Origin of the sequence: Aeromicrobium sp. Root344, assembly GCF_001425755.1 — a bacterium.
Lineage (GTDB): Bacteria > Actinomycetota > Actinomycetes > Propionibacteriales > Nocardioidaceae > Aeromicrobium.
In genome coordinates, this window is sequence record NZ_LMDH01000001.1 from 2,223,802 (window position 1) to 2,238,473 (window position 14,672).

General features: G+C 68.0%; 13 protein-coding genes. All 13 read left to right on the forward strand.

Going from position 1 to position 14,672, the window contains the following annotated elements; all coding sequences use genetic code 11:
* Nucleotides 1-452 precede the first annotated feature (452 nt).
* Entirely contained in the window at nt 453-1,475 is a 1,023-nt protein-coding gene (locus ASC61_RS10860) for a LacI family DNA-binding transcriptional regulator (protein WP_162243669.1), read from the forward strand.
* A 188-nt stretch (nt 1,476-1,663) separates the two neighbouring features.
* Entirely contained in the window at nt 1,664-2,692 is a 1,029-nt protein-coding gene (locus tag ASC61_RS10865; protein ID WP_157439454.1) for a substrate-binding domain-containing protein, read from the forward strand.
* A gap of 98 nt (nt 2,693-2,790) precedes the next feature.
* On the forward strand, nt 2,791-3,894 hold the full coding sequence (locus ASC61_RS10870) for an ABC transporter permease (protein WP_082530604.1): 1,104 nt from the start codon (nt 2,791-2,793) through the stop codon (nt 3,892-3,894).
* Entirely contained in the window at nt 3,891-4,709 is an 819-nt protein-coding gene (locus tag ASC61_RS10875; RefSeq protein WP_056211790.1) for an ATP-binding cassette domain-containing protein, read from the forward strand. Before ASC61_RS10870 ends, ASC61_RS10875 begins: the two co-directional genes overlap by 4 nt.
* A gap of 108 nt (nt 4,710-4,817) precedes the next feature.
* A complete protein-coding gene (locus tag ASC61_RS10880; protein WP_200935437.1) occupies nt 4,818-5,741 on the forward strand; it encodes a TIM barrel protein in 924 nt (307 codons plus the stop codon).
* 15 nt (nt 5,742-5,756) lie between these two features.
* A complete protein-coding gene (locus tag ASC61_RS10885; protein ID WP_056211792.1) occupies nt 5,757-6,767 on the forward strand; it encodes a Gfo/Idh/MocA family oxidoreductase in 1,011 nt (336 codons plus the stop codon).
* 41 nt (nt 6,768-6,808) lie between these two features.
* Entirely contained in the window at nt 6,809-8,305 is a 1,497-nt protein-coding gene (locus tag ASC61_RS10890; protein ID WP_056211794.1) for a CoA-acylating methylmalonate-semialdehyde dehydrogenase, read from the forward strand.
* 25 nt (nt 8,306-8,330) lie between these two features.
* Nucleotides 8,331-9,209 (forward strand): sugar phosphate isomerase/epimerase family protein, encoded by an 879-nt coding sequence (locus tag ASC61_RS10895; protein WP_056211796.1) that lies wholly within the window; start codon nt 8,331-8,333, stop codon nt 9,207-9,209.
* On the forward strand, nt 9,203-10,195 hold the full coding sequence (iolC, locus tag ASC61_RS10900) for a 5-dehydro-2-deoxygluconokinase (RefSeq protein ID WP_200935438.1): 993 nt from the start codon (nt 9,203-9,205) through the stop codon (nt 10,193-10,195). The genes ASC61_RS10895 and iolC overlap by 7 nt, the downstream gene beginning before the upstream one ends.
* The gene (locus tag ASC61_RS10905) at nt 10,192-11,142 is read left to right on the forward strand and encodes a Cgl0159 family (beta/alpha)8-fold protein (protein WP_056211798.1); all 951 of its coding nucleotides are present in this window, start codon (nt 10,192-10,194) and stop codon (nt 11,140-11,142) included. The genes iolC and ASC61_RS10905 overlap by 4 nt, the downstream gene beginning before the upstream one ends.
* Nucleotides 11,139-13,049, forward strand: a complete 1,911-nt coding sequence (iolD, locus tag ASC61_RS10910; RefSeq protein WP_056211800.1) for a 3D-(3,5/4)-trihydroxycyclohexane-1,2-dione acylhydrolase (decyclizing) — start codon at nt 11,139-11,141, stop codon at nt 13,047-13,049. The genes ASC61_RS10905 and iolD overlap by 4 nt, the downstream gene beginning before the upstream one ends.
* A gap of 101 nt (nt 13,050-13,150) precedes the next feature.
* Nucleotides 13,151-13,978, forward strand: a complete 828-nt coding sequence (locus tag ASC61_RS10915) for a hypothetical protein (protein WP_200935439.1) — start codon at nt 13,151-13,153, stop codon at nt 13,976-13,978.
* A gap of 79 nt (nt 13,979-14,057) precedes the next feature.
* A complete protein-coding gene (locus ASC61_RS10920; RefSeq protein WP_082530605.1) occupies nt 14,058-14,630 on the forward strand; it encodes a maleylpyruvate isomerase family mycothiol-dependent enzyme in 573 nt (190 codons plus the stop codon).
* Nucleotides 14,631-14,672: the final 42 nt, after the last annotated feature.

Below are 14,672 nucleotides of genomic sequence, written 5' to 3' on the forward strand. Positions count from 1 at the left end.
TCATGGCTGACACCAAAGGGGGTCCGATGATCTGGTACCCCACGGCGCCCACTCGTCGGTTGACGCAGCCCGGGGGAGGGACGTGGGCCCTCGACGGCACGATCCACGCCGGGGAGGTTGGGGTTGCCTCGACCGCCTGTGGGCTGGCTGCTCATCAGTGGCCGATGCTGTTCTACCGCCAGTTCGATCCCTGCGGGCCGGCGGCCTGTGCATCGTGCGCTGCCCTGGTGATCATCGGCGAGAAGGGCGGCACAACGTCGCAAGGTCCATCCGCGAGATATCTGCCAGCACATCAAGGGACACAGCAGTGATCAACGAGGCAACCGGTACGTCGCGGGTCAAGCGTGGTGTCGTATGGGGTGAACGGCACACCTGCGTCTGACACGATGTCGGCACGTCCGGACTCGTGCGACGACCGGGTGCTAGCCTCCGTCGAGGCGGACAGGGAGATCATGCAGCAGCCAGAGGACGGGCGAGCGCCCACCATGGCGGACATCGCTGCGCACCTGGGCGTCTCGCGGCAACTGGTGTCGCTGGTCCTGCGCGACCTGCCAGGTGCCAGCGAGGCCACTCGTACGCGAGTCCGTGACGCGGCTCGCGAGCTCGGCTACCGCCCGCATGCCGGAGCCAGAGCCCTTCGTCGAACGCGCAGCGCCGATCTGGGCGTGGTCTTCAGTCCGGTCCACGCCACCGAGCCGGAGATCGTGCAAGCGATGTATGACGCCGCCGCGGCCAAGGGTTACCACGTCATCCTTGCTGCTCAGACGCCGAGTCGTAGCCTCAGCACGTCGGTCGACGAGCTGCTCAGTCACCGTTGTGCCGCGGTCGTGGTCATGGGTGCCGAGGTCAGCCACCGCGAGCTCCGTGCGATCGTCGACCGCAGTCCGGTGCCGATCACGAACGTCGGCGGTGGCAATCGCAACTCCTCGTACGACGTTGTCCGCTCTTCGGGTGACATCGGCATCAGCCTGGCCGTCGACCATCTCGTCGGGCTGGGCCACCGCCGTGTCAGCTTCCTGAACAGCTCCACCATGGGTCCTGCACGTCTGCGACTCGAGGGTTATCGGCGAGCCATGCAGGAGCACGGCCTCGAGCTCGACGTCGTGATGTGGGACGGGGAACACGACGAGCAAGCCGGCGCGGTCGCCGCCCGCGGGCTGTTGGCGCGTCCCGAGCTGCCCACCGCGGTCGTTGCGGGCAACGACCAGATCGCCTTCGGCCTGCTCCAGGTCATGTTGCGAGCTGGCGTGCGCGTCCCTCAAGATCTCTCGGTCACAGGTTTCGATGACATCCGCATCGCCAGCGTGCCGGGGGTCGAGCTGACCACGGTTCGCCAGGACCCGGCTCTCATGGGTGCCGCCGCGGTCGAGCTGGCTGTCCGGCGGGTCGAGTCGCCGAAGTCTCCACCTGCCCTGCGGTCGGTGGAGAACACCCTCGTGGTGCGTGCCTCCACAGGCACAGTTCCGGCCCGCTGAAGCCCCTTCCCGCACGAGTTTGAGCGTGCGACGCACAAATGTTAGAACAAACTATTGACACCGACTAGCACGTGCTAGTTCAATGGCTCGCGTGACCCCCGTCACACCCGGAGAACTCGGATTCCGGGCACCAACTCCGTTCGTCCGCGATTCAGAAGCCAGCGGGCGCGAAGAAAGGTACTGCCAAGGTGTCTATCTCCATCCACAAGTCGCGCCTCGTGGCGATGGCTGCGGTCGCCGCCATGTCGCTGGGTGTTCTTGCTGCCTGCAGCTCGTCCGGAGACGCCAAGAGCTCCGGAAGCGCCGCCGCCCTCAAGGACGGCTTCGGCGATCGTGCCAAGAGCCGCAACATCGAGTTCATCACCTACTACGACCCGTCCCAGGACGCGTTCTGGAACCAGATCAAGCAAGGCGCCGAGGACGCGGCGAACGTCTCGCACCTGTCGATCAAGCTGGAGACAGCGGCTGGCGACACCGGGAAGATGACCGACCTGGTCAACGCCGCGGCGGCGAGCAAGCCGGCCGCGCTCGTGATCTCCTTCAACGATCCCGCTTGGGAGAACGCGGCGTGCGAGGCCTCCAAGGCCGGAGTCGCGGTGTTCGCCTACAACGTGCCGCCCACCGGCCCTGCGAAGGACTGCATCAAGGCGTTCGTCGGACAGGACTTCTTCCAGGTCGGCACGTACGTCGGCCAGAAGCTCGTCGACAGCGTGGACCTCTCGGCCGGCGACAAGGTTCTCTGCCCAGCTGAGGAGCCCTCCCAGCAGTACGCCATCCAGCGTGGCGGCGGTGTCGAGTCGGTCCTGAAGGACAAGGGCGTCAAGTGCACCTACCTCCGGACCTCCGGTGAGGATGCGCCGGCGTTGGACAAGATGCAGGCGTGGCTGACGGCCAACAAGGACGTCAAGGCGATCGTGCCCTTGGGTGGTACGCCGCATCGCAACGCGGTCCAGGCTGAAGACGCCGCGGGCGTGAAGGTCCCGATCGTGGGCTTCGACACCTCGCCGCAGGTCATCGACGGCATCAAGTCGGGCCGCATCCTCGCGACCGCGGATCAGCAGGGTTACGTCCAGGGTTTCCAGCCGGTGCTTGAGGCCAGCCTCTTCCTGGACTTCGGTCTCTCGCCGTCGACCATCAACTCTGGCGGCAACTCGCTGATCGACAAGTCGAACGTGTCGAACCTCGAGGACAAGGCGCTGCAGGGCGTGCGCTGGTAACAGGGCGTGGCCGGGTCCGGCCGCACCTGTGACCGGACCCGGCGACACCATCCGACCCGCCACCCGACGTCTGGGCGGCACCGACGAAGTGAGAAGCCATGACCATCAGTACTCCCGAGGGAACCGACAGGGCAACCGTGCCCGAGGCGCCCCTCGCGCTCGAGGAGCAGGCGCCAACGCGGCGCCGGCTGGCGGACAGCCAACCGACGACCAGGGCAGAACGGTTCAAGGACACGCTGTACTACCTACGGGGCCGAGGCGCACTGGAGATCAGCGGCGTCTACGCCCTCATCCTGGTGGGATTCATCATCGCCTCGGCGACGAACTCCACCAGCTTCCCGTTCCTCAACTCCAACAACCTTTCCGGGGTCCTCTCACAGAACATCCCGGTGCTGGCGATCCTCGCCATCGGGGCCGGAGTGCTGATGATCGCGGGGGAGTTCGACCTGTCGATCGGGGCGACCATCGGGCTCTGCGGCGTGGTCTTCATCCGTACCGCGAACAACCACGGCTGGCTGCTGGCCTTCGTGGCCACGCTCGCAGTCGGGATGGCGGTGGCGTTCATCAATGGCGTGATCGTGGTGAGGACCAAGATCCCGTCCTTCATCGCGACCCTCGGCATGTCGTTCTTCTGGACAGGTGTGAGCATCTACGTCAACGGCAGCACGCCGGCAACCTTCTTCCCCGGCGTCCGGACCGAGACGATGGTTGACGTGATGGCCGGCAACTACGGCTACTTCCGATCCCAGCTCGTGTGGCTCATCGTCGTGGCTGTCGCCGCCTGGTTCGTGCTGCACCGTCATCGGCTCGGCAACAAGGTCTTCGCGGTCGGCGGCAACCCAGCCGCGGCTGCCGCGGTGTCGATCAAGCCGAACGTCGTGCGCCTGCAGGCCTTCGTGTTCATGGGGTTCATGGTGGGACTGGCCTCGTCGCTGTACGTCGCGCGTACCTCCGGCATGCAACCCGGCACCACTGACTCCTACACCCTGCTCGCGATCGCTGCTGCCGTCGTCGGCGGGTGCTCACTGACCGGCGGGCGTGGCTCGGTGACCGGGATGGTCATCGGCGCAGCCCTGATCCTGACGATCGAGAACGGGCTCGTCCTCGGCAACGCCCCCGGGTTCTACGTGCAGCTGTTCCTGGGCCTCGCGATCGTTGTCGCGGCGGTCTTCAACAAGTTCATGGAAGGGAAGGCGACATGACCACGCTCAGCAACGAGGTCGCCGAGCCGTCGACCAGCGCGGGAGCGCCGCTCCTTCGCCTCGAGGGTGTCACCAAGAACTACGGGCCGAACACCGTGCTCGACGATGTGTCCTTCGAGATCGGCAACGGCGAGGTCGTCGGTCTGCTCGGGGACAACGGCGCCGGCAAGTCGACGCTCGTCAAGATCATGTCGGGCGTCGTCCCGATGAGCAGCGGTGCGTACTTCTGGGAGGGTGAGCAGCTCTCGCGGGTCAGCCGGCCGGAGACCGAGCGCCTCGGCATCGAGACCATCTTCCAGGACTCGGCCCTCGTGCCCACGATGTCCATCACGCGCAACATCTTTGCCGGCCGCGAGGTCACCAACCGGTTCGGTTTCATGAAGATGCGCGAGATGGACGCGATCACGACCGAGATCCTGGACAGCGTCGTCTCGATCGAAGGCATCAAGAGCGCCAAGCAGCTCGTGAGCTCGCTCTCCGGTGGTCAGTCGCAGGCAGTCGCCATCGCGCGAGCTGTGCACTTCAAGCGTTCGCTCCTGATCCTCGACGAGCCGACCAGTGCTCTCGCCGTACGCGCCACCGAGGCTTTGCTCAACTACCTCGTGCACCTGAAGTCCGACGGCGTCTCGTCGGTGCTGGTCACTCACAACCTGCACCACGCCTTCAAGGTCTGCGACCGGCACATCGTGATGAACCATGGCCGCAAGATCCTCGACGTACGCCGCGAGGACACGAGCGTCGAAGAGCTCACCGCCGCCGTGGTCGAGGGCGCGGAAGGGATCAAGCGCTTCCGGCGGGGCAACGCGCTGGCCTAGCAGACGTGGCGTCGACGCATGGCCGCTCGAGACAGCGGCCCCGGCGGCGCTGCCCGAACACCCCACCGATCCGGCCGCGCCCGCGGCCGCAGACAAGAAGAGACCGTCATGACCGACCTGTCCAACCTCCGCCTCGGCACTGCGCCTGACTCCTGGGGGGTCTGGTTCGCCAGCGACCCTCACCAGGTGACCTGGGACGTGTACCTCGACGAGATCGCCCGAGTCGGATACGTCTACACCGAGCTGGGGCCGCAGGGCTTCATGCCGCAGGATCCCGAACAGCTCAAGGACGAGCTGGCCAGCCGGGGCCTGACGGTCGTCGGCGGCACGGTGTTCGCCGGGTTGCACCGAGGTGCCGAGGCGCTTGACGAGGCGAAGGTGTCGTTCGGGCGCGAGGCGAAGCTTCTCGCGGCCGTCGGTGCCGAATACCTCGTCCACCTGCCCGAGCAGTACACCGACATGCGTACGGGGGAGGCGACCGAGGGCGCCGACATCGACCCCGAGCAGTGGAAGAACCTGGTGACAGGGACCAACGAGCTGGCCACGTTCATCTACGAGTCGTACGGGGTGAAGCTGGTCTTCCATCCACACGTGGACACGCATGTCGACACGCAGCCGCGGATCGAGCGGTTCCTGTCCGACACCGACCCTTCGCTGGTCAACCTCTGCCTGGACACCGGGCACATCGCGTACTGCGAGGGCGACAACATCCAGATCGTCGAGAAGTTCCCCGAGCGAGTGACCTATGTGCACCTCAAGTCGGTCGACCCGGCCGTGCGCGCCCGCGCGCTCGCGGAGAACATGCCGCTCTCGGAGGCCGTGAAGCTCGGGGTCATGTGTGAGCCGCCCTATGGCGAGCCGGACATGCCGCCCTTGCTGGATGCGCTGGGCCGCCTCGGCCGCGAGACGTTCTGCGTGATCGAGCAGGACCTGTACCCGATCGAGCCTGACCTTCCCCTCCCCATCGGCGCCCGCACCGCCGGCTACTACGTCGGCTGCGGCATCGGTCCCGTCCGCCGCTGGCCCTACTGAGGAATGAGACACAGCATGACGCTTCGAATCGGAGTCATCGGAACCGGGATGATCGGGCAGGACCACATCCGGCGCATCACCCACGTGCTCTCGGGCGCGGAGATCACGGCAGTCACCGACGCCGACCTCGACGCGGCGAAGCAGGTCGCTGCGGAGCTTCCCGGAGCCGACGTCATGGACACCGGCGATGCCGTCGTCCGCTCGGAGCGGGTGGACGCCGTCATCGTCACGTCGTGGGGCCCCACGCACGAGGAGTTCGTCCTCGCCGCGATCGCCGCAGGAAAGCCCGTGTTCTGCGAGAAGCCGCTGGCCACCACCACGGAAGCCTGCCGCCGGATCATCGACGCCGAGGTCGCTTCCGGTCGGCGCCTCGTGCAGGTCGGCTTCATGCGCCGTTACGACTCGGCCTACCGCGCACTCAAGTCCGTCATCGAGTCCGGAGAGATCGGCGCGCCGCTCCTCTACTACTCCGGACACCGCAACCCGGATGTGCCGCCCAGCTACACCCGAGACATGGCGATCGTCGACACGGCCGTCCATGACTTCGACGTCGTGCGATGGCTCCTCGACGAGGAGCTCAGGGCGATCCGCGTGCTTGCCGCCAAGCCCAACAGCCTCGGCGGAGACCTGCAGGACCCGCTCTTGATGGTGGTCGAGACCGCCAGCGGGGTGCTGGTCACCGTGGAGACCAGCGTCAACATCCGGTACGGCTACGACATCCGCGGCGAGGTGGTCGGCGAGACCGGCACCGCGGCACTCGCCGATCGCAACCTCGTCGACGTGCGCAGCGCCGGTCGCGTCAACAGTGCGGTCCCCGCCGACTGGCGCGAACGCTTTGTCGCCGCGTTCGACACCGAGTTCCAGGAATGGATCAACACCATCGCCGCGGGCAAGGCGCCCACAGGCCCGAGCTCGTGGGATGGCTATGCCGCCACGGCCGTGTGCGACGCGGGCGTCCAGGCGCTGCACAGCGGCGAACGAGTGGAGATCGCGCTCGGCGAGAAGCCCGCCCTGTACGGCCACTGACCACGTCACATGAAGACCACTCAAAGAGAAAGGCCTCTCTCGTGAGGACCATCGAGCACTGGATCGCCGGCAAGCGTTCGGCCGGTATCTCCGACCGCACCGCTCCCGTCTTCAACCCCGCGAACGGGACCCAGCAGGCCGACGTGTTGTTGGCGGAAGCCACGGACGTCGCGGATGCGATCGCGGCCGCCAAGGACGCGTTCCCGGCGTGGGCTCAGACATCGGTCAGCAGGCGGACCAAGGTGCTGTTCGCCTTTCGTGAGCTGGTCAACGCGCATGCCCAGGAGCTGGCCGAGCTGGTCACGGATGAGCACGGCAAGGTGTTGTCGGATGCCCTCGGCGAGGTTCAACGGGGTCTGGAGGTCGTCGAGTTCGCCTGTGGCATACCGAGCCTGCTCAAGGGCGAATACTCGGACCAGGTCTCCAACGACGTAGACACCTTCTCGTTCCGTGAGCCGCTCGGGGTGGTTGCCGGCATCACGCCCTTCAACTTCCCGGTCATGGTGCCGATGTGGATGTTCCCCGTGGCGATCGCGTGTGGCAACACGTTCGTGCTGAAACCAAGTGAGCGGGACCCTTCTGCGTCGCTGCTCATCGCCGAGCTCTGGCAGCGCGCCGGCCTCCCCGACGGCGTCTTCAACGTCGTCCACGGCGACAAGGTGGCAGTCGACGCGATCCTCGACTCGCCGGACATCGCTGCGGTCTCGTTCGTCGGCTCCACCCCGATCGCGAGATACATCCACGAACGCGGTACTGCCAGCGGAAAGCGAGTCCAGGCCCTCGGCGGTGCCAAGAACCACGCGATCGTGATGCCCGACGCCGACATCGACTTCGCGGCCGATCACCTGGCCGCCGCGGCGTTCGGATCGGCGGGGGAGCGGTGCATGGCGATCTCGGCGGCGGTGGCGGTGGGATCAGCTGCCGACGCCGTTGTCGCAGCCGTCAACGAACGAGCGCGCGCGGTCAAGGTCGGCTCCGGGCGCGACTCGGGTGCCGAGATGGGCCCGGTCGTCACGCGGGCAGCCCAAGAGAGGATCACGGGCCTGATCGGCACCGGCGTCGACCAGGGTGCCGAGGTGACCGTGGACGGCCGCGGCTACGTCGTCGCCGGTCACGAGAACGGCTTCTTCGTAGGCCCCACCGTGATCGACCACGTCACGCCGGACATGGACGTCTACACGGAAGAGATCTTCGGACCTGTCCTCTCGGTGGTGAGGATGGACGACGTCGACGCGGCCATCGAGCTGATCAACGCCAATCCGTACGGCAACGGCACCGCGATCTTCACCTCGAGCGGCGAGGCCGCGCGGCGCTTCCAGCGTGGTGTCCAGGTCGGGATGATCGGCATCAACGTACCGGTGCCGGTGCCGATGGCCTTTTACTCCTTCGGCGGCTGGAAGGACTCGCTCTTCGGCGACAAGCACATCCATGGGCCCGAGGGCGTCAGCTTCTACACCCGCGCCAAGGTCGTCACCGCGCGCTGGCCACGCCTCGAGCACGCCAATGACGCCAGCTTCCACTTCCCCACGGCCAAGTAGCCACCGTCAGACGAAAGGCTCCATCATGAAGATCGCCCTCGATCCCTACATGTTCCGGACGACCCCGCTGCTCGAGCTGCCCGCTCTGGTCGCCGACCTGGGATATGAGTACATCGAGCTCTCGCCTCGCGAGGACTTCACTCCGTTCTTCCTCCACCCCCGTGCGGACGACGGCACCGTCAAGGCGTTCAAGAAGGCGCTGGATGCCGCCGGGGTGAAGGTCGCCGCCCACTTGCCGCTGTACCGCTGGTCGGGACCCGACGAGGACGAGCGCCAGGCTGCCGTCCGGTACTGGAAGCGCGCCATCCAGATCACCGTCGACCTGGACTGCCACGTGATGAACTCGGAGTTCAACGGCCGGCCGGAGGCGGCGAGCCTCAGCGAGGCACAGTTCTGGCGGTCGATGGACGAGCTGCTGCCGGTCTTCGAACGCGAGAGCGTGGAGCTGCGACTCGAGCCGCACCCTGATGACTTCGTCGAGGACGGACTCGTCGCGATCGACATGATCCGCGGCATCAACTCACCGTTGGTCTCCTTCCTCTACTGTGCGCCGCACACGTTCCACATGGGTGGCACGACCCCCGAGAAGATGGTCGCGATCATGGAGTACGCCGGCCCGCTGATGACCCAGCTCCACCTGGCCGACTCATACGACCACACTGGCTCCTCAGGGCTGCGCTACATCACCAACCCACCTGGCAACGCGGTGCGAGTGCACCAGCACCTCGACATCGGCCAGGGCGAGGTCCACTGGGACCTGTTCTTCGAGACGCTCGGCCGGCTCAATTTCGGGGACGGCGAGGGCAACATCATGACCTCCTGTGTGTTCGCGTGGGAGGACAGGGCCCGCGAGTCCAGTCTGTTCATGCGCCAGACCATCGACAAGTACGTCAGCTCGTGGTGACCACGTCCGTCGATGACCTCGAGGTGCTGACCGTCGGCCGCGTCGGGGTCGACATCTACCCCGAGCAGCCTGGTCCGCTCAAGGACGTCCGTACGTTCGCGAAGTTCCTCGGCGGCACCGCCACGAACGTCGCGGTCGGGAGCGCGCGCCTCGGCCGCCGTACGGCTGTGCTCACGAAGGTCGGCGCGGACGGCTTCGGCGACTTCGTCCGCGAGGCGCTGGCTGGTTTCGGAGTCGACGCTTCGTACGTCGGCACGTCCACGGAGCTGCACACACCCGTGGTCTTCTGCGAGCTGAACCCCCCGGAGGACCCGCCCCTCCTCTTCTACCGCGCACCGGCCGCTCCGGACCTCATGCTGTTCGCCGACGACGTCCCGATGGACGTCGTGCGCGATGTGCCCGTCCTGTGGGTGACCGGGACGGGTGTGAGCGTGGAGCCGTCGCGTACGACCCACCTCGAGCTACTTGCACACCGAGGTCGCCCACAGCCGGGTTCTGGCAGGTGGACATGCCTGGACCTGGATTGGCGACCGATGTTCTGGCCCTCGTCGGCGGACGCCCGGGCTGAGTACGACCAACTGCTCGACCACGCGACCGTGGTGGTCGGAAACCGGGCGGAGGTCGAGGTGGCGGTCGGCACGGCGGACCCCCGCGAGGCGGCGCGCCGGCTGATGGGCCGGGGGGTCGAGCTGGCCCTCGTCAAGATGGGTGGTGAAGGTGTGCTCGTCGCAACGCGGGACGACGTGACCGTCGTCCGGCCGCACCCCGTCGAGGTCGTCTGCGGGCTCGGCGCCGGCGACGCCTTCGGCGGCGCGCTGGTGCATGGCCTGCTCTCCGGCTGGGAGCCCGTCCGATGCGCCGAGTACGCCAACGCGGCCGGGGCGATCGTCGCCTCGCGGCTCGCCTGCGCCGATGCGATGCCCACCATCGACGAGCTCGAATCACTCGTCGCCACCCCCACAGCGAACCCAGGAGCACTTTCATGACCACCATCGACGTCGACGTTGACCGTCGCGGACCCGACCTCACCGACGAGCAATGGCTACGACTGCTCGAGCAGCGCGCCACCGACCCCGACGCGGTCAGTCGCGCCTATGCCGCCCGGGCGCGGCCGGGGAGGATCCTCTCCGAGCGCGGCAGTCTCTTTCTCGTGGCTGCCGACCACCCGGCTCGTGGCGCCCTCGCCTCCGGGGGCGACGCGATGGCGATGGCCGACCGGCGTTCGCTCCTCGCGCGGCTCGTCGCGGCACTGGAGAACCCAGACGTCGATGGCGTGCTCGGCACCCCGGACGTCGTCGAGGAGCTGCTGCTGCTCGGGGCGCTCGAGGGCAAGGTCGTGATCGGTTCGATGAACCGCGGCGGCCTCGACGGGGCCAGCTGGACGATGGACGACCGGTTCACCGGCTACGACGCCGCCAGCATCGCCGCGAACAACCTCGAAGGCGGCAAGATGCTGCTTCGGATCGATGACCAAGACCCTTCCACAGCCGACACCATCGAGGGATGCGCGGCCGCCGTCAGCGAGCTCGCCGCACGCGGCTTGGTCGCGATGGTCGAGCCGCTTCCCTACCACCGTGAGGAGGACGGCGCGCTCACGCTTCTCAAGGACAGCCGGTCGCTGGCCCGGGCGGTCACCGTCGCCAGCGGACTGGGCACGACCAGTACGCACACCTGGCTCAAGATGCCCTCTTGCGACGACCCGGGAACGGTGTTCGCAGCGACGACACTGCCGTGCGTGGTGCTGGGAGGCGTGCCCGGACCCGACCCGGCCCAGGACCTGGAGTCATGGGGGCGGGCCCTGACTCAGCCCACGGTGCGTGGCCTGGTGGTCGGCAGGTCCCTTCTCTACCCACCGGACGGAGACGTCGCCGCTGCCGTGGCTGCCGCCGCCGCTGTCCTTCGCGCCGCTGCCGCTCCCAAGGGCGGCCAGTGACGACCAAGACTGTTCGGCTGACCACCGCCCAGGCTCTGGTGCGATGGCTGGTCGCTCAGCGCTCGGAGCTGCTGGACGGCTCGGAGGTGCCGCTGTTCCCGGGTGTGTTCGCGATCTTCGGGCACGGCAACGTGCTCGGTCTCGGCACCGCGTTGCACGACGTCCGTGAACTGCTGCCGACGTGGCGAGGCCAGACCGAGCAGGGGATGGCGCTCGCAGCCGTCGCCTACGCCCGCGCGGTGGACCGCCGCCAGGTGATGGTCGCGACGAGCTCGGTCGGCCCGGGTGCGCTCAACATGGTGACCGCGGCAGGCCTGGCGCACGCCAACCGGCTACCGGTGCTCCTGCTCCCGGGTGACACGTTCGTCAGCAGAGCCCCCGACCCGGTGCTCCAACAGGTCGAACACTTCGGGGACCCGACGACGTCCGTGAACGACGCGTTCCGATCCGTCTCTCGCTACTTCGACCGAATCACCAAGCCGGAGCAGCTGCTCTCGTCGCTCCCGCAGGTCGCCCGGGTGCTCACGGACCCGGCCGACTGCGGTCCGGTCACTCTCGCCCTGCCGCAGGACGTGCAGGCCGAGGCGTACGACTTCCCTGCGGCGATGTTCGAGCCACGGCTGCACCGCGTGCCCCGTCCTCGGCCCGACCGGGACGCTCTCGCGGAGGCGGTCGCGGTGATCAAGCTGGCCGAGCGGCCGCTACTTGTTGTTGGTGGCGGAGTCCGTTACTCCGGCGCTGGCGCTGAAGCCCTCGCGTTTGCGGAGCGACACCACGTGCCCGTGGTGGAGACCGCGGCCGGCCGCACCTTGGTGCCGCACGACCATCCCCTTTTCGGGGGAGCGCTCGGGATCATCGGCTCGGCCTCTGCCAACAACCTCGCCGCCCAAGCCGACGTCATCGTGGCGGTCGGAACCCGGCTCCAGGACTTCACGACCTCCTCGTGGACAGGGTTCGCGGCCGACGTGCGGATCGTGGGGGTCAACGCCGCCCGCTTCGACGCCGTCAAGCACAACGCTCACGCGGTGACGGGTGACGCGCGAGAAGCCCTGCTCGAGCTCGACGCAGGGCTCGCCGGCTGGACGTCGACGCAAGAATGGTGCGCTCGGGTCACGACTGAAAAGGCCACGTGGGACGAACACATCGATGGCCTACGCGCCGGCGACCATGCCTCAGGCGGACTCCTCAGCTACGCCGAGGTCACCGGCCTGGTCAACGACCTCAGCACCCCCGACGACTACGTGCTTGCCGCCTCGGGCGGCATGCCGGGTGAGCTGCACGGCGGTTGGCGCACCGGGCAGGTCAAGCACGACACCGCGCCGACCTCTGGCGCGACCATGGACCTCGAGTACGGATTCTCCTGCATGGGCTATGAGGTGGTCGCACCCTGGGGTGCCGCCATGGCGCGGCAGCTGACCCACCCGGACGGGCTGGTCACCTCGATCTTCGGCGACGGCTCGTACCTGATGCTGAACTCTGAGATCTACTCCGCGGCCTTCAGCGGGCACCCGTACGTTGCAGTCATCTGCGACAACGGGGGGTACGCCGTGATCCACCGCCTGCAGACGAACCAAGGGGCCGAGGGCTTCAACAACATGCTGGCCGACTCGCGAGGCCCAGGCGCGGACGGCAGCGTGCGCGTCGACTTCGCTGCCCACGCGGCCGCCCTTGGCGCGCACGTGGAGGATGTGCGAGACAGCAACGACGTCGTGGACCTGCGGGCGGCATATCTGCGTGCCCGCGACGCGGCGCGGCTGAATCGGCGGCCTGCGGTGGTCGTCTGCTCGGTGGACCACTCGGCCTGGACCGAGGCCGGCGCATGGTGGGAGACGGGTGTCCCCGACTCGTTGTCCGGCCGGGAGAAGCACGATGAGGGCAAACAGCGTCAACTCCGCTGGATCGACTGAGGTCCGCACTACCGCGGCTATTGGAAATCGGTCTGGCGACAGACGCTGAAGAGAGCCAAGGAAAAGTCGGTCACCGCGAACCTGACCAGTAGCCTCGTCACGTGACTCCGGACGTGGTGCTTGTCGGCTGCGGCGACCTCGGGGCTGACGTGGGCCTGCGTCTCGCCGCCCGCGGCCACTCCGTGCTCGCGCTACGACGGCGCGCTGACCTCGTCCCGCAACCGTTGCAGGGCTTGTCGGTCGATCTCACCCGCGACCGGCCGGACCTGCCGACGCTCGACCTCGCGTACCTGGTCGTGGCATTGACTGCGAAGCCGCGGACTGAGGAGGCCTACCGAGCCACGTACGTCGAGGGCATGGCGCGGGCGCTGGATGCCCTGACGGCCACGGGTCAGGTGCCGCAGCGTGCGGTGCTCGTGTCGTCGACGGGAGTCTTCGGCAACCTGGACCCGGAGGTGCTCGCCGACGAGTCCACGCCTCCCCGCCCTGCCGACGGGCCGGCACGGATGCTGCTCGAGGCCGAGCAGGTGTTCTCCGATCGGGTGCCGGGCGGCACGGTGCTGCGCCTGTCGGGGCTCTACGGCCATGGCAGCACGCGACTCATCGACCAGGTGCGCGCCGGCGCGGTGACCGACCCGAACCGGTGGACCAACCGCATCCACCGCGACGACGCTGGGGCCGCCGTGGCCCACCTGCTCACCCGGGAAACGGCTCCGGAGGCGCTCTACGTGGGGACCGACGACGAGCCCGCGCTCCTGGGCGATGTCGCCGCCCACGTGGCTGCCCAGCTGGGCGCGCCGACCCCTCCGGTTGCCCAGGTCGACCTCGCGCACGGCAAGCGGTTCACCAACGCGCGACTGCGTGCCAGCGGCTGGGTGCCGGACTTCCCGACGTACCGCGAGGGCTACGCCGGTCTGTCGACATCTTGAAAGCCTGTCTGCTAGGTTCCCGACGAAACAGTGCGTCCCGGCGACGACCGGTGTGCACCTAAATCCGAGGGGAACTCACGTGACGTTCGACGTACTCACCACCGCACTGGATGCCCTGCGAGGTGTCGCCGACGGCGCCACCGATCGGCTCGATCAGCCGACACCCTGCAGCGACTGGACCGTCGGGCAGGTGCTGATGCATGCCGCCGGCGACCAGCATGCGTGGGCGGCGACCGTCGGGTCGGCGAGCATGCCGACCTACAACCCGTTCGACCCGCCGCAGGACGCGGAAGGCGGAGTCGCGGAGGCCGTACGATCGGCAGCCGACGTCGCGGCCGAGACCTGGGCTGGTGTCGATCCCGGCACGGATGCGTTGCCCACGCCGCTCCCGCCGGTGCCGACTCTCGCGCCCGAGCTGGCGGCCGGTGCCGCGGCTCTCGATGCTGCCGTCCACGCGTGGGACGTCGCCGTGGCGACCGGGCAGCCTTCTCCGCTCACGCCCCAGCTCGCAGCACAGCTCCGCCCCGCGGCAGAGGCGACGGCCGACTCGCTGCGTGGCTTCGCCTATGCCGCGGCTCTGCCGGAGGTCGACGGGGACGACGAGGCGGCAGCGCTGCTGCGTTACCTGGGTCGCGATCCCGCCTGGTCATGAATCCGTGACCAGCACCACCGGCGCACCCACCAGCGGGGCCGT